Here is a 20,252-nt window from a genome sequence, read left to right as displayed (position 1 = left end):
TCTCTTCAAGGAGTGGATTCTCACCACTATCCGTAGAACAGTTAGAATTTTTTGGGCTGTCGCCCGCGATTCCCTAAGTCATACCCCACTCTGTTTGAGTGGCTCCTACTCAGAACAAGCCGCACGCAGTTTTAAAATGAAAATCTTTCCTGGTGTCAGCAACCTTCTTGTGAGCTTTCCCTAGTTTAGTGACAGCTTTTTTCCTATTATTACTCCCTTTTTTAGATCTGCTGACAGCTTTTTGAACTTTCTTCAGTCGTTTCTGAGCCTTTCGATAATACTGAGGAATTGGCACCTCTGAACCATTTGACTTGACCAGAAAAGACTTGAGACCCATGTCTATTCCAATAGGATTTTTAACACTATCTACTGGGATGACATCTGGGACAGTATCATCTTGTATTGACAACGTAACATAATAGCCGTCAGCTTTTCGGGTTACAGTGGCCGTCTTGATTTTAAAACCTTCTGGAATAGATCTATGGTAAATCAGCTTGACTTTTCCAAATTTCGGAAGAGTCAAATTATTGCCATCTATAGGGTTTTTGCCAAGAGAAGGAAATGTAAAAGATTTATATCTGTTTTTCCCTTTAAAGCGAGGTCTTCCGCTCTTTCTTCCGTTACTATCCCCTTTGAGGTACCGCTTAAAAGCTAGATCTACTCTCTTGACACAGTCTTGGAGAACTTGGGATTGAACTGCACTGTACCAAGGTCTATCCTTCTTTAACTGGGGGAGGGTTTTCTTTTGGGAAAAATAGTCTGGATTGTTCCTTAAATTTGGTAAGTGGCAAACAAGAGGGCAAGAGTTAATGGAACAGCGATTCTGTTCATACCAGCTAAATCTGTCAGCCAGTAAGTAGTTGTATTGATGTCGAAGCATGTCAAGCCATCTTTCTATCTCCGCTTCTTGTGACTTAGTTAACCTTAGCCGGTACTGATAGGCTGTTATCATTGTTGCCATCTCCTGTTTTTCGACCTATTATCAAGATAACATTCGTATTTACATATGTTAAAACAAAATTAAATACAAAAATTTAATGATTAGGTTGACTGGCTTTGAAAAGAAGCAACTGAAACAGGAAGCTGACCGCAGGGGAATGACGTGCTCTGAGTTACTTAGGAGTTTAATAGCTCGCTTCCGGGATCCCAAAGACTCTGTGTAAAATTCATCCCTGGAGACGAAACCTTAGAATAGTGGAGCCTTTATGGTTGGTCGGCTATGGGTAAAAGGGTTAAAACTTTTTGATTAAGGCTCCACTATTCTTACGGTAACTTTAAGCACTCATCCTTACGGATTGAGACGTGGGGCTTCTTTTACCGGCCAGCTAACAAGCGAGAGTTAGTTCTTTGTTTAACTTTGGAATTTAACGGACATGGGCAGTACTGGATTCGAACCAGTGACGTCCTGCTTGTAAGGCAGGCGCTCTACCGCTGAGCTAACCGCCCGTATGCAATACTTACTTACTATAGCATATTTTTCCAAAGACGACAACAACTATAAAAAATATGTCCTCTGGCTATATACATGATCGCATAACCTTGTGGAGTTTGCCAGTAGTCACGGTTTTGAGCCTGGTAGTAACCCGGAGTAGTGATTTGACCTTGATTGTAGCTGGAGGGTTCCTGTTCGGTGGCTTGATGTTTAGCCCTGATTTAGATCTATACTCTCGACCCTTTAAGCGTTGGGGCTGGTTGCGCTGGATTTGGATCCCTTATCAGAGGATGGTGCCTCACCGTTCTATTTTTTCTCATGGACCAGTGATTGGAACAATTTTGCGACTGCTTTATCTAGCCAATTGGCTCGTCTTGTTTGGGGGTGTGGGATTGCTGGTGTTTCAGCTATTCCAGGATGAACCAGATCGTTGGCTAGAGCTGATTCAAGGGCTGGGCGGTAGGGTGTGGGAATATCGTACCTGGTTGATGGCCTGTGTGGTGGGATTGGAGTTGGGTGCGATCGCGCATTTTGTCAGTGATTGGGGAAGTTCCGCTTATAAGCAGTTTAAAAAAGGGGGGATCACGGGGTTATGGTCTCCCAAGCAAGGGAGGAGCAAGGGTAGGGGTGCTGGTAAGAGTAAACCACAAAGACGCAAAGCACGCAAAGGCAAGGGAAGTTAGATGTGATCGGGTTTTCCAGTATCATTAGCTGGTTAAAATTTGGCATTAGTGGTAGATTTCGTTAAGACTAATTAAGTGGCGTTTCGCTTTTCGGTTTTATGTCTACTTCCCCGGAACAAGCTCAGCCAGTTGATCAGGTTTCGATGTTGGCCGCTTTGCAAGAGTTGATTGATGTGGTAGCCAGATTGCGATCGCCTGAGGGTGGTTGTCCTTGGGATTTGGCTCAGACCCCTCAGTCCCTAATTCCTTATGTGATTGAAGAAGCTTATGAAGTAGTGGATGCGATTCGCAGTAACAATCAAAATGCGATCGCAGAGGAGTTGGGGGATTTGTTATTGCAGGTAGTTCTGCAAGCTCAGATTAGTAGTGAGCAAGGTCAGTTTACCTTGACCGAGGTAGCTCAGGGGATTACTCAAAAACTAATCCGCCGTCATCCCCATGTGTTCGGTGATGTCCAGGTTGATAATGTCGAGGAGGTGCGTCAAAACTGGGAGGACATTAAGGCAGCAGAGAAAGGAGAAACCGTTGCGGATAAGCAATTATTGAGTCATAAACTCAGTCGCTATAGTAAAACCCTTCCCCCCCTAATGGCTGGGATGAAGATATCGAAAAAGGCCGCTAGTGGTGGGTTTGAGTGGGATAATGTTGAGGGAGTTTGGGATAAGTTTCACGAAGAATTGGCTGAGTTTCAACAAGCACTTGAACAGGACGATAAAGCCCACCAGGAAGCAGAATTGGGAGACGTACTGTTTACTCTGATTAATATAGCGCGTTGGTATGACCTTGACCCTTCAGCTGCTTTGCAGGGAACCCAAGCACGCTTTATTGAAAGGTTAGCCCAAGTGGAAGCATTGGCTGAGCGCCCACTGTCTGATTACACCTTAGATGAGTTGGATGCTCTCTGGCAAAAGGCTAAAGCACTGTTAGCTCAGAAGTAGGGTCTCCTTAGAAGAATTTAGCAGAATAATTAAGCCAGCATAGCAGTAGTATAAAGATATATTTGCTTATTTTTTCCCAATTTATCGAAAAATTACTTTAAAATCAATGATTATGATTCCTGAATCCTGACTTCTGATATCATCTCAGAATAATTACCTTTAATAAAAATCTCCCCCATCTTCCCATCTCCCCACACCTCCGTTTCTCCCCACCCTCCCTAAGATTATGGGTACCCAACCAGAATTAATATCACAGGGGGTATAGCCCCACATCCCCAAGCTCCGGAAAAAGGTTAAAAATATAAACAACAGCCATTACCCTATAGTATAATGTTGGCTCCAGTTCGTCTTATTCCCGGTGCTATACCAGAACTATTTGCTAAAGTTAGCAGCTCTGGAAAAATTACTCTTGCTGATCGATATGGATTGATGGCAGCACTATTGGAGGATTCACTCACCTCCGAAGAGCGAGACTCCATCGACAGATTGCTCCACGCTGTAAATCGGGGCAGGGTGAAGCTTGCTACCTAGTGCTTTGACTATAGGTAGTGGATGAGTCTCCTTGAGAAAAGGATATATAAAACGATAGATAAAAAGAAACCCCCATTGATGTGAGGGGCATGGGGGGCTGGAGAAAACATTGAATCTACTCTATTTCATTAAACAGGAATGTGAGTCGATTTGATAGGCATTCTGGCGGAGATTTATGATTTCCTGGCTTTGCCCTTGATTTAGTCCCTTTCATCGATTGGTGATTGGGCTTCTGGTTTCCCTGTCAGAGGTTTGACTACTTTTGCGATCGCTTCACTGACAAAGGCTTTAATAAACTCATCCCGCTGGTTTAACTGAAACTGCTTCTGGACCACTTCACTCATCCCTCCATCTCCCCAGTCTTGGTCATTGCGGAAGTATTCAATAAAGCTTTTCCCAGCAATTCGGATTAGATAAGCAGCGGTTACCCCCTGAATCGCTTTGCCGACAATATAGGTGGCAAGATTCAACCTTAGTGTAGTGCTAAGGATTTGAATCGCTCCCTTGACAATGCCCAAACTAGCTAAGGTTTTTCCCAAGGATAGGGCTAATTCCCGACCCCTTTCCATATTCAGTTCACAGCCGTAGATTTTGCCAATTTCCACCACCATTTGGGCATTGACTGCTGCAGTTGCTAACAAATCCACCACAGGTAAAGGAGTCAGAGAAATTACACTTGCTCCAATCCACTGGAACCGTTCCACCACCTTATCTGCTTCTCGCCTGCGCTGCTTGTCGAGGATGTGTCGAGCTTCTTGGCCTAACCGTTGGGATTGTAGCAGTATGTTATCAGCAATCAACTCTTCTCCCTCTGCTCTTAATACAGCAGCTAAGCGACGGATTAAGGGCAAAATTTCCGGTTCAGGTTGGCAAAGCTGACCATTTTCTAGGGTAACAGGCTGGGGATTGGCTGCGATCGCAACTACATCTGAACCAGCAATAAAGCTCCTTACTCGGTGGCGCAATCGTGCTAGAATCCTCTCTGAGTCTTGTTCCGTGTACAGGTCAATTTTATTGAAGACAAGAAGCGATCGCTTCCCAATCTCTGCCAACTTTCGGAATGGATCATACTCTGAGTGTCGTAAGTCGTTATCCACCACGAACAACAACAAATCCGCTTCCGTTGCCAAATGTCGTGCCCATTGCTCTCGCTGAGTGCCAACCACGCCAGATTCTAAAATTCCTGGTGTATCAGTAATCAGAATTGGGCGTTCTAATCCCTTCAGCTTTAGTTTGTAGGTTTCCCCAACCTCCGTCGTTCCCATGGGCGCACCGACTTCACCCACCATCCGACCAATCAAAGCATTGACTAGAGAAGTTTTCCCCGCTGAACCAGTACCAAACACTACCACTAACAGTTCCCCACGGGAGAGGATAGCTTCAATTTCCTCAGAGCGACGCAGCATCGCTTGCCGTGACACTTCATCCTGAATCTGTTTGACCTGTTGCCTTACTGCTTTAAGGGTTTCTTCTGCTGCTTCAGTTTTTACCTCCGGGGCTTTAGGTTCCAGACGACCCTTACCTGGCCGTTTCCGGGATTTACCAAATAACCCCATGGTGTAGATTAAGGCCCATATTAGTAGCCCTAGCAAGGTAATCACCAACAGCAGCAGTAAATTAGCCAGTACCGGAGCAGTAAAGGAAATTTGGATATATAGTTGGTATATACCATTAATCAACCAAAGCATTAGCCCCAGAATAATAATGAGGCCAATAATTAGGGTTAGTAGACGTGGCAGGGGCATGGAAGATAGGATAGGTTTTAATTATTAATCTTAGAAGATCCGGCAAGAATTCCCCCATCTTCTGAACCCAAGAGGCTGTGCAATAAAACTCCGGATATCTTTCCCCTCTTGCCTCTTGCCGTCTTGATGCAGTCGCTCATGGGGGAAACCCCCAAGACCGCGCTGCATCGCTCTTGCCTCTTGCCTTTCGCTATATATATCAGCAATTTATAATTGATTTGGGAAACAACTGTTCACATCTGACTGTTTAAATCTTTTAAAAAACAATGAACTTATTCAATAGTATTCTCAGTGCCATTAATAGTCCTACACAACAAGCTAGTTCTAGTCAGCTAGGGGATATTCTGGACACGGTACAGCAGTTGAGTGGTAACCATCACACCAATCCCTCAGCGGTGCAATCTGCCACCTCAATTGTAGGTAAGTATGTGCGTTCAGCGCTGCAACAAAAGCGCAGAAATGAAGGAGATGAGCAGGTACAAGCACTAGTTAATCAATTTGGTGGCATTGGTGCTAGTTCTCAAGTGGTCAATATGCTCTTTAGTGCGCCTCAGATTCAGGAGCTTGTTGGAGAAATTACTAGCAAGACAGGTATTAATGCTGGTATCATTCAAGCCATGCTACCCACCCTGGTACCCGTAGTGTTGAATTTCCTCAAGACTGGCACCAATATTGAGAATCCCCTTGGTTCTAATTCTGTACTCAGTGGCTTTCTAGATGCTGATGGGGATGGGGATGTGGATATTTATGATGCCATGCAGCTGGCATCACGGCACTTAGGACGTTAATCAAAAGTGCGATTCGTTGGCCTAGGAAGAAGCACGAGTTGCTGGAATCAGTAACTTAACCAGTTTTGACAGCTGGGGTTTATCAAAGGCTTGGATCAGTACCTTGGCGGCGGCTTTTGGTTCTAGCACAATCGTAATTTCCTTACCCTTAGTGGTTCGGTTTGGCCGAGTAGATCCTACAGCTGCTAGTTTTTGCAGTGCTGAACTCGGAGCGATCGCAGCCGCTGCCTTTCGCAACTCCTCTAGATTACCCTGTGCTGCTTGCAACTGGTCACTAGCTTCTTTGAGTTCTTTGATCACTAATGGTGCTAACTGGATATAGGAGTTTTGAGGATTTGCGATCGCTTTATGGCAAACTCCCACTAATTTATGCCAACTACCAATCCCAGCCCCCAGTTGAGCCAGACGCTTACAAAGCTTTTGAAGTTGTTGGCGATTGGTTGGTGTGGAAGATTGTTTAAACAGCTCTAGCATATCTTTAAGCAGGCTAATCACCTTCGGCCCAAAGTCTGGGGGAAATTTCCCTTTTGCTGAAGAAGAAGCTTTGCTAGTCGAAACTTGATCAGAACGAATCGCTTTTTCAGCAGCAGAGCTAGAAGCCATTGCCGCTGGTAATTGACTCTCACCACTGACCAAAGTTTTGAGATAATTCTGTAATTGTTCAAAGCCTGGCTGAGCTGCTTTTAGAATTTTTTCTGCTTCACTTTGCTCAAACCCAAACGGTCCTTCCAACAGATCAATCAAAGCTTTGAGGGTATCATAACTCTTTAAAAACAGAGTCTCCAGCTGTTGATCAACCTTAATCTTATTCTCTTGAAGTACTTTGAAAGAATCCTCTAAACGATGGGCAGTCTTTTGAATACTTGTATATCCCAACATCGCCGCCCCGCCTTTAACAGAATGAGCAGCGCGAAACAATTCATTAACCGTCTCTGGTTCATTGACCACTGAGCCCAGATTTAACAGTCCCTGTTCAATGGTTTCCAGGTGTTCTTTCGCTTCTTCAATGAAATAGCCTAAAATCCTTTGCTGATTCCCAGCTTCCACGGCAATTTTTCCTTATCAGAACGGCTAATCACAACAGATTGATGATAATCATCAGAGCAACATTCGATCTGGTGAACGCAGTTTTAAAATCAGTAGACCATAGCGTTGGTTACAGCAACAGCTTATTCTGAGCTTACCCCCAAATCAGCTATTGGGCTATCAATTGTGAAAACTGCTCTTAGATCTTGAGTTGGATCTCTATTGTGGCATCCCACACCAAGTCAGCAAAGACTTTACGCCAGCTTAAAAGCACAAGGAATAGCTAGGGTTAGCTTGAAGCCGACACTTACCTGTTCGGGTAAGCTTCATATTTTATCACCAATCGATTGCAGGCACCGATAAGAATAGCTTATCTCCGGATAAAACTTCCTAATTTAACATAATCATTTACATACAAAAAGTATTCTTAACATTATGTTACATTAAAATTAACACTATGTCATGTTGGCGCAGCTGCCAGCTATGGATACCCCAAATGGATACTATTGAGCTTCTAGAGCGTTATTCAGCAGGTGAGAGGGATTTCCGTGGAGTAGATCTCCAGCAAATCAACCTGAGTGAAGTCAATCTGACTGGAGTAATTTTCAGACGAGTCAACCTAGCTGACGCCAACCTGAGTCTCGCGGTTTTACAGGAAGTCAACCTTAATCAGGCAAATCTGACTGGAGCGAAACTGTGGCGAACCAATTTGAAAAAAACCTCTCTAGTGCAGGCTAACTTGAGTCAGGCATTTATGATTCGGGCGAATCTGACTAGAGTAAACCTGCGCCAAGCTATTCTAACCCGAGCCGATTTAAGATTAACCGTTCTTCAGGATACCGATTTGCGAGGAGCCAATTTAACCAGGGCAGACCTACGCTACGCTGACTTAAGAGGGGCTAACTTGACTGGTGCTTGTCTGCACCAGGCAGACTTGACTAGGGCAAATCTGTGTGATGCTGACCTTTCTCAAGCAAACTTGAGTGGAGCAATTTTGAGTCAGGTAGACTTGAGACGGGTTACTCTCTCAAATGTAGATTTGGGTCAGGCTGAGCTTTCTGGGGCAACGGTACCAGATCAACTCAGTAGTGAATATTCAAACTTCCAAAAGCTAACAGCTAACAACTAATAAATAATCCCTTGATCAAAAGGGTTGGTTTGATCAAAATGGTTTGTAAACAGCATACGAAAATCTATTGATTCAATGGACTATCTGTAGATTTTTCTAGGCGTTTAAGCCGATTTTTCACCACAGTTCTAATTAAGTCTCTGATCACATCGGTCTGAGACCTTTTTGAGCGCTGAAAATATCTTTCTATAATCGCTTGCCCGTCGTCTGAAATGTCTATAGTTAATGTTTTTGCCATGATTCATAACACATGATTTTACTGTGTTATAATAGCACGTATGAAGAAAAAACCGACTACTCTTACCTACTGCAAAGCCTTGCCGCAACTGTCAGAGCGAATGAACGCTCTAGGTTGCAGCGACTTTGAGATGTTTCTGTTTGAGTATTCACAGATATTCCGTCAGGCAAAAATCGAAACGGTTACCCAGTTGCGATCAGGTGACTTCAACAAAGGGCAGTGGAACACTTACCTACAGCAGACTTACGGTATTAACAAACGTCACGCTAACGGTGTGATTGCTAGTGCTAAAGGCGCTGTGGATTCTGCGGCCGAGTGTAGACAAAACCACATTGAGCAACTGTCAGGTAAGTTCAAAAGCGCTAAGGACTGCTTGAGGAAAGCACAGAAGCGATTAGCTAATGGTCGAAAATTCTACGCTAAAAAGAACTGGCAGAACAGTAAAACTGGTTGTAAATTCCCACTGTCTTGTTCGTTACGATATCGTGACACCAATTGGCAAAATCTACGCTTCCAAATCCATCACAAGAAACGTTATATCGCCCACCTAGAGAGAAAAATCGAAGGGTTGAAAGTAGCTCAGCTACAGGTTAAGGTGCCTTACGGTCAGGTATTTGTTGTTGGTAGCAAAGATGAGACCTGGGGAAATCAGGTTTGTCAATGGGACGGTGAAACGATCCGCTTCCGAGTTCCCAAATGTCTTGAGTCCAAGTATGGACAATACGTTTCGGCAGTTATCGGTGACTTTGACCGCAACATCAACCGCCTGCCTGACGATGGTTCTAGAACCTGGCATTTCTACCGCAAAGATCACAAGTGGGTAGCGGCTGTTCAGTTCACGCCTGCTAAGCTTCAGCGTGTCTCACAGCATTCCCGATATGGCTGTATCGGTATCGATCTCAACCCAAGTAGCGTTGGGTGGGCTTATGTTGACGCTGATGGAAACCTGAAAGCTCACGGACAAATCCCGTTACAGCAAGGTCTACCCAGTGGCAAACAGGATGCTCAGATAGTTGATGCTTGTCTACAACTGGTGACGCTGGCTAAAACTTATCAATGTCCGATAGTCCACGAAACCTTAGATTTTGGCAAGAAAAAAGAAGCATTCAGAGAATTGGGACGGAAATACGCTCGAATGCTATCAGGGTGGGCCTATAGCCGATTCTTTGAGCTGCTGAATTCGATTTGCTCTAACCGTGGCGTCTATGTCTTCACGGTCAACCCTGCTTATAGCAGTTTGATCGGGATGGTGAAGTACGCCCGGATGTATGGACTTGCCAGCGATGAAGTGGCCGCGTTGGTGATTGCTAGACGCGGTATGGGATTGAGTGAAAGACTACCCAGTGCCTTAACCGCTTTGATCGGAGTGAATCCGAGCAAACACGTTTGGTACTGGTGGAATCAACTGAATAAGCAAATACAGGCGAGTGCTGTAATCAATCGTCGGCACGATTACTACAGCATCTCTAACTGGGGATTTTTGGTCAAGCCTTCAGCAATCGCGCAGTAGCAGGCAATACTGCTTAAAATCTCGCCTGAATGGGATTACCGTAGCCCGGATCTACAGTTTTCTATAGGTTCAAAAGAACGGTTGGTAGAAGTCTTAACCAAACTCCTAGATAATGCCTGTAAGTTTACTGAGCCAGGGGGTAAAATCACTATCCAAGCCCAAATCAATGAAACTCAACCAGAGTCGATAGGATTCGTAACCAAGAATCGCCACGGTAATCCCATGCTAGAGCTAATTGTAGCAGATACTGGTAGGGGTATTGAACCGAGTCAGCTAGACGCAATATTTGAGAGTTTTTATCAAGAGGAAGATTCACTCCGACGCACTGTTGGTGGCACAGGTCTTGGTCTAGCTATCTGTCGTCAGATTATTAAAGGTATGGGTGGAAAAATTTGGGCTAAGTCTGAGGGGAAAAATCAAGGTAGTCAATTCCACTTTACCATTCCATTAGAATCATCCCAAACCTTGTTGACTGTTGACTATTGATCTTTAATCTTAAACCTACCCTACACCGAACGCCAAAGGCCAACAACCTTCAACCTTCAACCTTCAACATTTAACACTTAACATTAAACATTTAAATTTTAACCTTCAACCTTAAACTCTTGATCCTAATTTCTCGAATAACCGAGCAACCTTTTTTAAATCTTTATCACCTGGTGTTCGCTCTACACCACTGGATAGATCAATCCCACTGGGTTGCACCAACGTTAGGGCATCTAAGACATTATCTGGTGTCAAGCCACCAGCTAGTAACCAAGGGATAGTGGGACGAAATTTTTGTAGCCTTTGCCAGTCTAAGGTTTTACCAGTGCCGCCCAACATTTTTCGATGGTAAGCATCTAGCAATAGTGTATCTACACAACTCAAATAACTATCTGCCTGATTTAAACATTCTGGAGTTCTTATCCTTAAGGCTTTAATAATTTCAATCTCTGGTAAAGCTTGGCGCAGCTTTTGGCAAAATTCTGGGGATTCATTACTATGCAGCTGAACGGCATTTATCCCTGAATCAGCGACAATTTGAGTGATTTCTTCCGTAGAGGTATTAGCAAACACACCAATGCGGTCAACTGATACGGACAAGTGGTTGACCACGACTTGAATTTGCTGGGGTGTAACGTAACGAGGAGAGCCTGGTACACAAATAAAGCCTAATGCTGTTGCTCCCAATTTTGCGATCGCATTTCCTTGCTCCGGTTTCGTAATGCCACAAATTTTTACACGCATTGTTACTTGTTACTTGTTAGTCGTTACTTGTTAGTCGTTACTCGTTACTCATTAATTTCGATTTTCCCTATTCCCTCCATATTTCCCGCTCAAAGCGCAGCATTTCCAGAGAGCAATCTCCATAAAGTGCTTCAATGTGCTCCAAACAGCAGTCAATGGCAAAATCATTTAAATCTGCTTCCTCCACCCCATACATATCCTGAAATACCTCAGGTTCCACCCGACAGAAACGAGGTCGATGGGGATAAATACGACATTCACGGGTGGTGTGGTCGAAATTTATACACCATCCCCCCTCACCTACCATACTCAAATATAGCGCTAGCTCTTCTGGTAGCAGATACTCCTCTAATCCTGGACGCTCAGCTGGGTCAAGATGACAGCAAGCGCCACATTGCTTTACACAACTCCAAGTGGCCATGACTTTGAAAAAAGAGCTACAAACTTAAAGTAGATCTAGCTTAGCGAGTTTTCACCCGTGATAGGTGTGGTCAGGCTTGCCGTTGAGTTTTGTATATTTTTGTAAACTTACTTAAAAAAAACAGATCATTACCCAGTAATATCTAAGGGATGGATTGTGATTAGTCACCATCGGCTTTGTTGGGTTAATTCTGGAGAACACATGTATTTAGCTTTTTTAGATTTTATAGGTAACATCGATTGGGTATTGATTGCTCAGTTGACTATGCTGGCAGCTGTTGTGATTGCTGGTCCAGTGGTCATTTTCGCCCTATATGCTCTTAGAGGCGACCTTTAATAGAGGGTTGAAGGTGACGGGGTTGAAGGTTGAAGGTTGAAGGTTGAACGCGCACGCGTGGCCTTTTGGCCAAGGTTCAGTAGAAAACCTGCAACCTGTAACTGGTTAACTTTCAACTCGCCAGCAACCTATAACTTGTTAACTTTCAACTTGTCAGCAACCTGTAACTTGTCAACTTTCAACTCCTTAGCTGAGTCCCAACGCACGAGTTGCTGCTTTGATCAAGGGGTAGTAAGGAGGTTTAGTGACATTAACTTCTTTAGCATCTTCCCGTTTAGTACCCAAAAGTCCAATGCGTTGTCCTTTCTGAATCGCTAGGACTTTCCCTTCCGGGTTTCTAATCCTTAGTTCATTTAAAGATTCCCAAAGGCTACAGGTGTAGCGGCGCTGATTGTAATAAAATTCTGCTTTTTTGGGGCTTGAGGTACTAGTAACTACGGGTAGACGGACACCCACTAACTCTAACTCAATGGTCGTGTTGCCCTCCCAATGATGCTCTCGCAACTTGTAGGCAATATCTACTCGTTTAGGTAAAGGGAAGTATTCCCCCCAACGCCAAGCAATAGCTTGAATCGTGACTGGTTGATTGTCCTGATTCAAGGTAAGCTTAATGTGTCCCTTACCAACAACTCGTTGCTCAAGGATTTGGACATTGGCACTCCAAAAGACAGGATCCCGATTGCCAATGCCACAGGGGTGAAGCAGATCTAATTGCTGGTAGAGGTTAGAGGTAATTTGAGGGAATTCTAGGCTAGCGTCGATAGCAACTAGGGGTTTGAGGTGTTCAGGTTTTAGAGATTGATGGGCAAAACGGCTAAGGGATTCTTCAAAAGCGCTTAAGTTCTCAGCAGGTAGGGAAAATCCGCCAGCTGCTTTGTGTCCTCCATATTTGCCCAGTAACTCTTTGCAGAACTCTAAGGCTTCAAAAATATTGAATTCAGTTATGCCCCTTGCTGAACCGCGAATGTGTTGTTGGTCGTCGTCTTCATAGGTTCCAATAAAGACTGGGACACCATAGCGCTCTACTAATCGGGAGGCAACAATGCCAATCACTCCATGATGCCAATTCGGTTGGACAATCACTAATACTCGCTTCTGTTGCCAATCTATTCCAGTGTCTTCAATAAATGCGATCGCATCTTGTTCAATATCAGCACACAATTGCTGACGCCGTTGGTTCACTTCTTCACACTGCATTGCCCTCTCACGTGCTACTTCGGGTGCAGTAGTCGTCAGCAGTTCAATTACAATTTGGGGATCCGATAAGCGACCAATAGCGTTAATTCTTGGTCCTAGTCTAAATCCAATATCCTCCGGCTTAAGGGATTTTTGGTCATCTTTAACCCCAGTTATCTCGATTAATGCTTGAACTCCTGCTAATTGAGATTGAGGCAATAACCCTAAGCCTCGCTTTAACCAACGTCGGTTGATCCCCGTTAAAGGGGCTAAATCCGCAATAGTTCCCAGAGTAAATAGTTCTAACAGCTGTTGCGTCAAGCCTTTGAGTTGACCCAGTTCTTGTGCTAGACAGATAGCTAAAATGTAAGCTATCCCTACACCAGCTAAACTTCGGTAGGGTGACTCTTCCGGCAATTGCTTAGGATTGAGAATGGCATCAGCGTCTGGAAGTTCTGGAGGTAGGTCATGGTGGTCAGTTACAATAACCGTTATTCCCAGTTCTACAGCTCTAGCGATAGGTTCATGGGCAGCAATACCATTATCAACCGTTAAAATCACACCCACCCCTTCCTCCGCAAATTCTTCCACAATCCGTGTATTGATGCCATAACCCTCTGTCATCCGGCTCGGGATGGCGTAGTCTACATCCGCCCCCAACCAGCGTAATGCTCTGAGTAACAAAGCCGTGCTGGTCATGCCATCAGCATCGTAGTCTCCACAGATAGCGATTTTTTCTTGATTTGCGATCGCTTCAGTGAGCATCTCGACACTAATTGCCAAATCGGGAAATTCATCAATTGGTGCAGGCATCACCTGAGATAGGGGATTGAGGAAAACCTGCGCTTGTTCAGAGGTTTCAATACCCCGATTAATAAGGAGTTGAGCGATTAGGGGGGAAATGCCTCTAGCTTGGGCGAGTTGGTTAGCTTGTTCAGTTTTGAGGGGGGCAATTTCCCAACGCTGATTAGGCAATTGGGGATGGGGTTTGGATGGGGTGGGTGAGAGGTGGTTGTGCACAGGTGTCGTGATCGAACAACAATAGCCCATACTATCACCCATGGGATCAGTTATTGGATTTGACTGAGATAATTACAATCAGTTATAATCTTAACATTTTGTAATACTCAGATCCCTGGGTTTGCCAAGCCAGAGATAAGCTATCGATAGATATATCTTGAACAGCTGTCTGCAAACCCGTTTAATCCTGATTAATTTTCAATTTTAAATTGTTAATTAATCAGAAAATTTTCCCTGGTTTATATTATTTAAAAGTAGTCAATAGTACATGATATGAACCCTATTTAAAATTAAAAAATTTTCATTAAACTTCTTCCCGAATAAAATTAGTCAATTAAGTCAATTTAAAGGCACGTTTAACAAAATCAGAAGGAACTTTTGCAACTATGGACTACCGCCATATTCAGTTTTGCGATCGCAAATCTAAAATCGACTATTACCAGCTACAACAATTGTTTAACCTAGGTGCTTTTTGGGCAAAAGACCGAAAAATCGAGGATTGGCAAGTTGCGATCGCTAACAGTGATCCTGTCATCAGTGTCTGGGATAACCAGAAGCTGATTGGATTAGCCAGAGCTACCTCTGATGGAATTTATCGGGCAACCATTTGGGATGTCGTTATCCACCCAGACTATCGAGGGGCTGGGCTAGGGCGTAAGCTAGTGGAAACCGCACTCTCTCATCCTCAGATGAGCCGAGTAGAGAGAGTTTATCTGATGACCACCCATCAACAAAGTTTTTACGAACGCATTGGTTTTGAGCTGAACTCCAGTACCACAATGGTCTTGTACAATAAGCCTCTAGCTACTCTAGTCCCTAGTAAGGCTCTACAATCTCAGGAATCCCCTGGGGTATAGAAACATGAAACCGGGTAAGATTCTCAGCAGAGGCATCATTTTGAGCTTCTTCACTGGGGACCGCTAATACTTCTATACGCCCCTGCATCACTTCCAGGAGTGTTTGAATCATCAACAAGGTCAGTCCAGATGAAGTGGATACCGTTTCACTGGGCTGTTTTGATTGATCTAGAGGTAATTGCAATAAATCAACAGCTTCAGCCCAACAGCTGATGGCACAGGGCATATCAATCCAGATGGAAACTGTTTCAGATTTATAGGACAGTGCAGTCCAAACTTTAATTTGACCACTGGTTATCTGAGTAATGGCAGTATCTACCATCATTACTAATGCCTGTCGAAAACGCCGTGGATCTGCTAAAATATAGATTTGGGGGTCAGGTGGAACTATTTCCAGGTGGAGATTGCGATTGGCAGCTTGCAAATGGGTGAGACGATCGAGGTCTTCCAACAGCTGCTTCAACGGGACTGAGCAAATCTCCAAAACGTTAGTACCGTGTTCAGTTTTAGCTACAGCAGTCACCTCATCAAGCAGTTTGACCATAGTATGGGCAGAGGCGTTAGCCTGCTTCACAAATTCTCTCTCTTCTTCTGGAGACTCACAGAGATCCGACAAAATCAACTGATGTAAACCAATCAACCGACTCAGGGGCGATCGCAACTCGTGGGAAGTTCGTGCCAAAAATCCGGCTTTAAACTGGCTCATTTCCCTTGCCATTTGGTAAGCCAATTCATTTTGCTTGAATTCCTCTTTTAGATGCTGGATTTCTTCAGCATCAGTTTGATGGCATCCAGAGGTCTTTGAGTTTGTGCTTTCATGGAAAAATTTCCTGAAGCGACTCCCCATAACTCCTAACCCAATGCCTACTAGCAAATAGATCAGATCCGTCTCACCCATGCTTATTAAGTCTTGCCACACTAAAAACGTCAAAAGGTGCGAGCCCGTTGGTGCGATCCTAGGCCGCGAGGGATTGCTCGCGGCCTAGGAGGCGCGCACCTTGAGCGAATTTAATTCGCCAACGGAAAGCGCACCTAAAAAAATTGAAGGATAAAGAATGAAGGTTGAAGGTTGTACTGCTGCTAATCGACAAGGGTAGAGTTGGGTAGGCAACCAGGCTAAAAAAAATACCTGTTGCCAAGTAACCAATCGATAGAACGTTTTCAGGCTTCCTTCACAATTCAGGCTTCCTTCACAATTCAGACTTCCTTCACAATTCAAACTTCATACTTTTTTGTCAGATCTTTTTAAGGATAGCTAGTTTTTTTCAAAGGTGAGTAGAAGGATTAAAACTTTGAATCGTCTAATTGAATCCCTCCAGCACGCAAAATTTCCCAGCCACTGCTTGTCCATTTGGCAACAGTAGACGGGACGCCAATCTTGTCTGGTTTGATAGCTTCTAACTCAGCTGGCTGGAGCGTCAATACCTCGGGAAACTGCACCTCAACCGCTGCCATGGTTTGCAAAGGTGGCTCGCCTGAGTAATTAGCACTGGTAGTTGCCAACGGACCAGTCTTGGACAAAATTGCGATCGCTATCCTGGAAGCTGGCACACGCACCCCAATAGTAGTCGGGTCAGAAGGATTCATAACGGTAGGTACTTTATCTGAAGCGGGTAAAACCAATGTTAATGCTCCTGGCCAATACTTCTGAGCCATGTGTTCCCAAATCGACCTCTGTGAGGAAGTACCTTGAACATATGGCCAAAGAGACTTAGGAGATGCCCCCATCAAAATCAAAGGTTTGTCTTGAGGACGCCGCTTTGCCTCAAACACCAACTCTGACTTGTCCGGTAGCACTGCTAGTGCTGGTACAGTATCTGTCGGAAAACTTACCAGCTTACCTGAGAGAGCCCCGGAAATCAGGGTAGCCATAGAAACTTGGGTCATTGCTCACCAGCACACTAAAAAGAAGAAGCTATAACGTTAAAGGTAAAAGCTTGCGGAAATTATCCAAAGCTTTTTACCTATTGGCATTCATCCATACCTTGTTTATACTTCATACTTCCTATAAGCTAGAGCAAAGCGGTCAATACCTCCTAAATCGGGAAATATCTGAATCTGAGAGTAACTGCCCTGGTTTTGTAGTAGTTGAACAACCTTGTCCGCTTGTCCTGCCATCATTTCAATTAACCAAACACCGCCTGGGCGCAGATAATCCCCAGACATCTCAATCAGCTGTCGGATACAGTCTAGACCATCCCTGCCACCGTCGAGGGCAATATGGGGTTCATGGTAGTATATTTCTGGTTGTAGCTGTTTGAGGGAGTTACTAGGTATATAAGGTGGATTTGCCACCATACCACTTAACTGACCTTTCCAGGCTTCTAGAGGTGAATACCAAGAACCATGGTAGAACTTAATTTTTTCTGCCATGCCCAACTGTTGAGCATTAAGTTGAGCAATGGCAAGGGCTTCTTGAGTGCAATCAACGGCATGAATTTTCCCATGGGGAAATACCTCTGCCAGTCCACAAGCGATCGCTCCACTACCAGTGCCCAAATCCGCCCAGTGTCCTGATGATAAGTCAGGTGTAGAGCTCATAGCTACACCATTGACCGCCAAATCAATCAGGGATTCAGTTTCTGGGCGGGGAATCAGGACAGCTGGGGAAACTCTCAAGGAGAAATGACGCCAAGGAGTAACCCCAGCTAGGTATTGAACTGGGCATCGCTGATGGATACGCCTTTGCCAGAGTTGGGTTAGTACAGCTAGAGGTTGGGAAAGTTGAATAGTTGAGTTTTCAGTGGCTTTCCCTGAAAAGGAACACTGTTGCCATGACTCCAAGCGCAGTACTAATGGGTCAAGCTCAGCTACCTCCTTTAGCAACCAGTCCACTTCGGCTGTAGGAACACCTGCCTCGGTGGCAGACTTGCAGGCATCTTGACGCCACTGCCAGAGTTCTTTTCCCGAGACCACCCACCGCTGATCCATAATCATTGATTTGGACGTTGGCCTTGATTTGGGGGCAAACTTTGCAAAAATTTAATGGATTCCTGGGATGGCACTAGTACGATTTTCTCTAGCTGCTGATCATTGCTCTCCTGTAAGGTTTGAATAACGCCCTCTAGAGGCACTACTTCTATCTTAACCTGGGAGTTAGGGTCTTGCTGCTTATAGCGGTTCACTATACTCTGCAATTGTTCTTTGTTAAAAAAGAACGGAATTGATGAGACCCCATTTTGTTGAATGGTTAGGTATCCGCTATTGCTAGCTTCTTTTGCCACAAACAGCGGTACCCCCTGAAATGGCTTTTTTTCTTGACCATTTTGGTTCCAGATCGCTTGTGCCTGCTTTAACTGCTCTTGGTTTGGTATGTAGGCAAAATTTAAACCATCGGGAACGGTGCGATTCTTTTGATTTTGCTCATGAACTTCCATCAAAGATACAGGCACTACTTGTACCTTGCTACCTAGTTCAGGATTTTGCTGCTTTAAACGCTGTACAAAGGCATTAGCATCTCCTTGGCTAATAAACACACCTGCCACTGAGGTAGTCTTCTTTTGATCTTGCTGATCTGGAATTGAGGCTACTAGTGGCGAACCTTTAGTATCAGTAACTGCAAATACAGGGACACGTCTCAACTTTTCTCTTACCTGCTCTTCGGTCAGAGCTAGTGCCGGTAAATTTTCTGCGGTCACTGAGCCTAGTAAGGCACTCCCTACTAAACTTAATGTTGTGCCCCAACGGAACAATGATTTCATAGAAATTACCTCTAATTTTAACGAAGAAGAGCCTGTTACAACTAGAATACCCTGCTGACTGAGAGATCTGAACGCACCTCACTAACCTCCAGTAGAAGCAGATCTTCAAGTCATTCTTGTCGATCATAGCTTGACGTGGCATGTCAACTTAGCTGATTGGGGGCGTTTAATGCCTCTGCACCTGAATCTTATCAAGCTCCACTGACTTTAACCTAGTGTCTTGACTGGTTAACTGACTGACTGATGAATTTCTAATCGGGATGACAGGATTTGAACCTGCGACATCCTGCTCCCAAAGCAGGCGCGCTACCAAGCTGCGCTACATCCCGGATGCTACCTCTAAGTAGTATAACTACTATAACTCACTTTTGGCACTTTGTGTGTACTCGAGATTAATCTGGATACCAGAACATGCCTTTAATACCTTCTGGGTCAGGCATAAATCCCATTTTACGGTAAAAACTTACTACTTGAGGATCGGCAAATAAGGTGATATTGCTAATATCCTGGCTGCGCAATTTTTTGATCATATATCTCATCAAAGCTTTACCCAGTCCCTTGGCTTGGAAATCTGGATGAACCACTACATCCCAGATTGTGGCATTGAAAGCATGATCAGAAGTGGCACGGGCAAAGCCAATTAAGCGCCTCGTGTTACCTCGCTGGTACCACATAGAAGTAACCAAAAAGCTATGCTGAATGGCTTTCCTAACTTTGCGCAAAGGACGCCGAGACCAACCAACAGCATCACAAAGTTCTTCCAATTCGTACAGGTCAATTTCCCGTGTTGTACTGAAAAATACCCGTGAGGCACCGTCGGTGCGATATTTTACACCTTCTACGGTATCTCCTTCAGTTCGTGTTTGAGGCAAAGCAGTGTCAGAACTGCTAAAGAAGCTTTTCCAAAAACCCATGCAGGTGTGACAGTGGCGTTATCATAATTGTGAGCTACTTGGACTGGTAATGGTCTTCTTTCCCTGACGGCTCAGACGTTCTGGGTCTCGGTCAACCAGAGCCAGACTTAAATGTTTCAAAAAACAGAAAGTGATATTTGATCTATTGGTTTTACTCCACCAGGAAAACTATCATACCCGACCTACCTTGATCTGAAACTAATTCTTTGTGCAAATGATAATACCACAATTAAGCCTCCTATCTAAATTCCTATCCTAGCATTCCCTCAAGACCCCGCTGAATCAAGACAGGGTAAGATTCTTCGGAGGGGACACATTTGAGCCCTTAGGCGAATCTAAAATCAACAAGCGATGCAGCGCGGTCAAAGGGAGCCAGCGCGGCCAAAGGGGGTTCCCACCATGAGCGACTGGCGTGGTTTCTACGGGGCAAACAGCGGTGCGGACGCAGGTTTCCTTTGAATTACCGTAAGGAGAGGGGAGCCTTTATAAGCGATAGGCTATGAGTAATAATTTTAAGTTACATGAAATAAGGCTCCCCCATCCGGCGGTTATGTCTTAACACACAGATCCAAAACCA

At 44.5% G+C, this 20,252-nt stretch carries 20 protein-coding genes, 2 tRNA genes and 2 pseudogenes; 9 read left to right on the top strand and 15 right to left on the bottom strand.

The features are described from left to right. Positions 1-124: 124 nt before the first annotated feature. Positions 125-952 (bottom strand): annotated as a pseudogene (locus F6K53_RS24170) (transposase); the annotation flags it as partial. A 422-nt stretch (positions 953-1,374) separates the two neighbouring features. Continuing rightward, positions 1,375-1,446: transfer RNA gene (locus tag F6K53_RS24165), tRNA-Val, on the bottom strand. Positions 1,447-1,506: 60 nt separating this feature from the next. Here F6K53_RS24165 and F6K53_RS24160 point away from each other — a divergent pair. From F6K53_RS24160 to F6K53_RS24150, 3 genes are all read left to right on the top strand, one after another. Beyond that, positions 1,507-2,115, top strand: coding sequence for a metal-binding protein (locus F6K53_RS24160; protein WP_293082467.1), 609 nt, complete (start codon positions 1,507-1,509; stop codon positions 2,113-2,115). Positions 2,116-2,213: 98 nt separating this feature from the next. Continuing rightward, positions 2,214-3,053 (top strand): nucleoside triphosphate pyrophosphohydrolase, encoded by an 840-nt coding sequence (gene mazG, locus F6K53_RS24155; RefSeq protein ID WP_293018416.1) that lies wholly within the window; start codon positions 2,214-2,216, stop codon positions 3,051-3,053. Positions 3,054-3,383: 330 nt separating this feature from the next. Continuing rightward, positions 3,384-3,584 carry a hypothetical protein gene (locus tag F6K53_RS24150; RefSeq protein WP_075898656.1) on the top strand — a complete coding sequence of 67 codons (201 nt, stop codon included), beginning with the start codon at positions 3,384-3,386 and terminating at the stop codon, positions 3,582-3,584. Positions 3,585-3,784: 200 nt separating this feature from the next. On the opposite strand, the gene F6K53_RS24145 is transcribed toward F6K53_RS24150, so the two are convergent. Both F6K53_RS24145 and F6K53_RS24140 read right to left on the bottom strand, forming a co-directional pair. Then, positions 3,785-5,329, bottom strand: a complete 1,545-nt coding sequence (locus F6K53_RS24145) for a GTP-binding protein (RefSeq protein ID WP_293043593.1) — start codon at positions 5,327-5,329, stop codon at positions 3,785-3,787. 30 nt (positions 5,330-5,359) lie between these two features. Next, positions 5,360-5,497 carry a hypothetical protein gene (locus F6K53_RS24140; protein ID WP_293066924.1) on the bottom strand — a complete coding sequence of 46 codons (138 nt, stop codon included), beginning with the start codon at positions 5,495-5,497 and terminating at the stop codon, positions 5,360-5,362. Between the two features lie 98 nt (positions 5,498-5,595). On the opposite strand from F6K53_RS24140, the gene F6K53_RS24135 reads away from it, so the two are divergent. Further along, a complete protein-coding gene (locus F6K53_RS24135) occupies positions 5,596-6,117 on the top strand; it encodes a hypothetical protein (RefSeq protein ID WP_293066922.1) in 522 nt (173 codons plus the stop codon). Positions 6,118-6,138: 21 nt separating this feature from the next. Here F6K53_RS24135 and F6K53_RS24130 read toward each other — a convergent pair whose 3' ends face one another. Beyond that, on the bottom strand, positions 6,139-7,164 hold the full coding sequence (locus F6K53_RS24130; protein WP_293043597.1) for an Hpt domain-containing protein: 1,026 nt from the start codon (positions 7,162-7,164) through the stop codon (positions 6,139-6,141). A 475-nt stretch (positions 7,165-7,639) separates the two neighbouring features. Between F6K53_RS24130 and F6K53_RS24125 the strand changes: the two genes are divergently transcribed. Next, the gene (locus tag F6K53_RS24125; RefSeq protein WP_293066918.1) at positions 7,640-8,272 is read left to right on the top strand and encodes a pentapeptide repeat-containing protein; all 633 of its coding nucleotides are present in this window, start codon (positions 7,640-7,642) and stop codon (positions 8,270-8,272) included. A 64-nt stretch (positions 8,273-8,336) separates the two neighbouring features. On the opposite strand, the gene F6K53_RS24120 is transcribed toward F6K53_RS24125, so the two are convergent. Then, positions 8,337-8,510 (bottom strand): hypothetical protein, encoded by a 174-nt coding sequence (locus F6K53_RS24120; protein WP_293018399.1) that lies wholly within the window; start codon positions 8,508-8,510, stop codon positions 8,337-8,339. Positions 8,511-8,550: 40 nt separating this feature from the next. Between F6K53_RS24120 and F6K53_RS24115 the strand changes: the two genes are divergently transcribed. Further along, on the top strand, positions 8,551-10,020 hold the full coding sequence (locus tag F6K53_RS24115) for a hypothetical protein (protein WP_293018397.1): 1,470 nt from the start codon (positions 8,551-8,553) through the stop codon (positions 10,018-10,020). Between the two features lie 75 nt (positions 10,021-10,095). Further along, positions 10,096-10,506: pseudogene (locus tag F6K53_RS24110) on the top strand (ATP-binding protein); the annotation flags it as partial. A gap of 111 nt (positions 10,507-10,617) precedes the next feature. Here the strand turns inward: F6K53_RS24110 and F6K53_RS24105 are convergent. After that, positions 10,618-11,250 carry a phosphoribosylanthranilate isomerase gene (locus F6K53_RS24105; protein ID WP_293018395.1) on the bottom strand — a complete coding sequence of 211 codons (633 nt, stop codon included), beginning with the start codon at positions 11,248-11,250 and terminating at the stop codon, positions 10,618-10,620. A 67-nt stretch (positions 11,251-11,317) separates the two neighbouring features. After that, complete coding sequence (locus F6K53_RS24100; protein WP_293018393.1) at positions 11,318-11,671, bottom strand: YkgJ family cysteine cluster protein; 354 nt, start codon at positions 11,669-11,671, stop codon at positions 11,318-11,320. A 201-nt stretch (positions 11,672-11,872) separates the two neighbouring features. On the opposite strand from F6K53_RS24100, the gene F6K53_RS46010 reads away from it, so the two are divergent. Then, positions 11,873-12,007: a photosystem II reaction center protein Ycf12 gene (locus tag F6K53_RS46010; RefSeq protein ID WP_008178400.1), complete on the top strand. Its 135-nt coding sequence runs from the start codon at positions 11,873-11,875 to the stop codon at positions 12,005-12,007. A 186-nt stretch (positions 12,008-12,193) separates the two neighbouring features. Here F6K53_RS46010 and recJ read toward each other — a convergent pair whose 3' ends face one another. Next, the gene (gene recJ / locus F6K53_RS24095) at positions 12,194-14,245 is read right to left on the bottom strand and encodes a single-stranded-DNA-specific exonuclease RecJ (RefSeq protein WP_293018391.1); all 2,052 of its coding nucleotides are present in this window, start codon (positions 14,243-14,245) and stop codon (positions 12,194-12,196) included. Positions 14,246-14,589: 344 nt separating this feature from the next. Here recJ and F6K53_RS24090 point away from each other — a divergent pair, with 344 nt between their 5' ends. After that, positions 14,590-15,060: a GNAT family N-acetyltransferase gene (locus F6K53_RS24090; protein ID WP_293018389.1), complete on the top strand. Its 471-nt coding sequence runs from the start codon at positions 14,590-14,592 to the stop codon at positions 15,058-15,060. Here F6K53_RS24090 and F6K53_RS24085 read toward each other — a convergent pair. The 6 genes from F6K53_RS24085 to F6K53_RS24060 all read right to left on the bottom strand — a co-directional run bounded on the left by F6K53_RS24085 (position 15,020) and on the right by F6K53_RS24060 (position 19,675). Then, entirely contained in the window at positions 15,020-15,958 is a 939-nt protein-coding gene (locus tag F6K53_RS24085) for a HAMP domain-containing sensor histidine kinase (RefSeq protein WP_293040034.1), read from the bottom strand. The genes F6K53_RS24090 and F6K53_RS24085 overlap by 41 nt on opposite strands. A gap of 386 nt (positions 15,959-16,344) precedes the next feature. Then, the gene (locus tag F6K53_RS24080) at positions 16,345-16,947 is read right to left on the bottom strand and encodes an L-threonylcarbamoyladenylate synthase (protein WP_293018386.1); all 603 of its coding nucleotides are present in this window, start codon (positions 16,945-16,947) and stop codon (positions 16,345-16,347) included. A 102-nt stretch (positions 16,948-17,049) separates the two neighbouring features. Further along, entirely contained in the window at positions 17,050-17,997 is a 948-nt protein-coding gene (gene prmC, locus F6K53_RS24075) for a peptide chain release factor N(5)-glutamine methyltransferase (RefSeq protein WP_293018385.1), read from the bottom strand. Then, positions 17,994-18,761 (bottom strand): Tic22 family protein, encoded by a 768-nt coding sequence (locus tag F6K53_RS24070; protein ID WP_293018383.1) that lies wholly within the window; start codon positions 18,759-18,761, stop codon positions 17,994-17,996. The genes prmC and F6K53_RS24070 overlap by 4 nt, the downstream gene beginning before the upstream one ends. A gap of 255 nt (positions 18,762-19,016) precedes the next feature. Beyond that, positions 19,017-19,090: transfer RNA gene (locus F6K53_RS24065), tRNA-Pro, on the bottom strand. Positions 19,091-19,153: 63 nt separating this feature from the next. Continuing rightward, complete coding sequence (locus tag F6K53_RS24060; protein ID WP_293018381.1) at positions 19,154-19,675, bottom strand: GNAT family N-acetyltransferase; 522 nt, start codon at positions 19,673-19,675, stop codon at positions 19,154-19,156. Between the last annotated feature and the right edge of the window lie 577 nt (positions 19,676-20,252).

Source organism: Moorena sp. SIO4A1 (genome assembly GCF_010672065.1).
Lineage (GTDB): Bacteria > Cyanobacteriota > Cyanobacteriia > Cyanobacteriales > Coleofasciculaceae > Moorena.
This window is presented reverse-complemented; position numbering and strand designations above follow the sequence as displayed.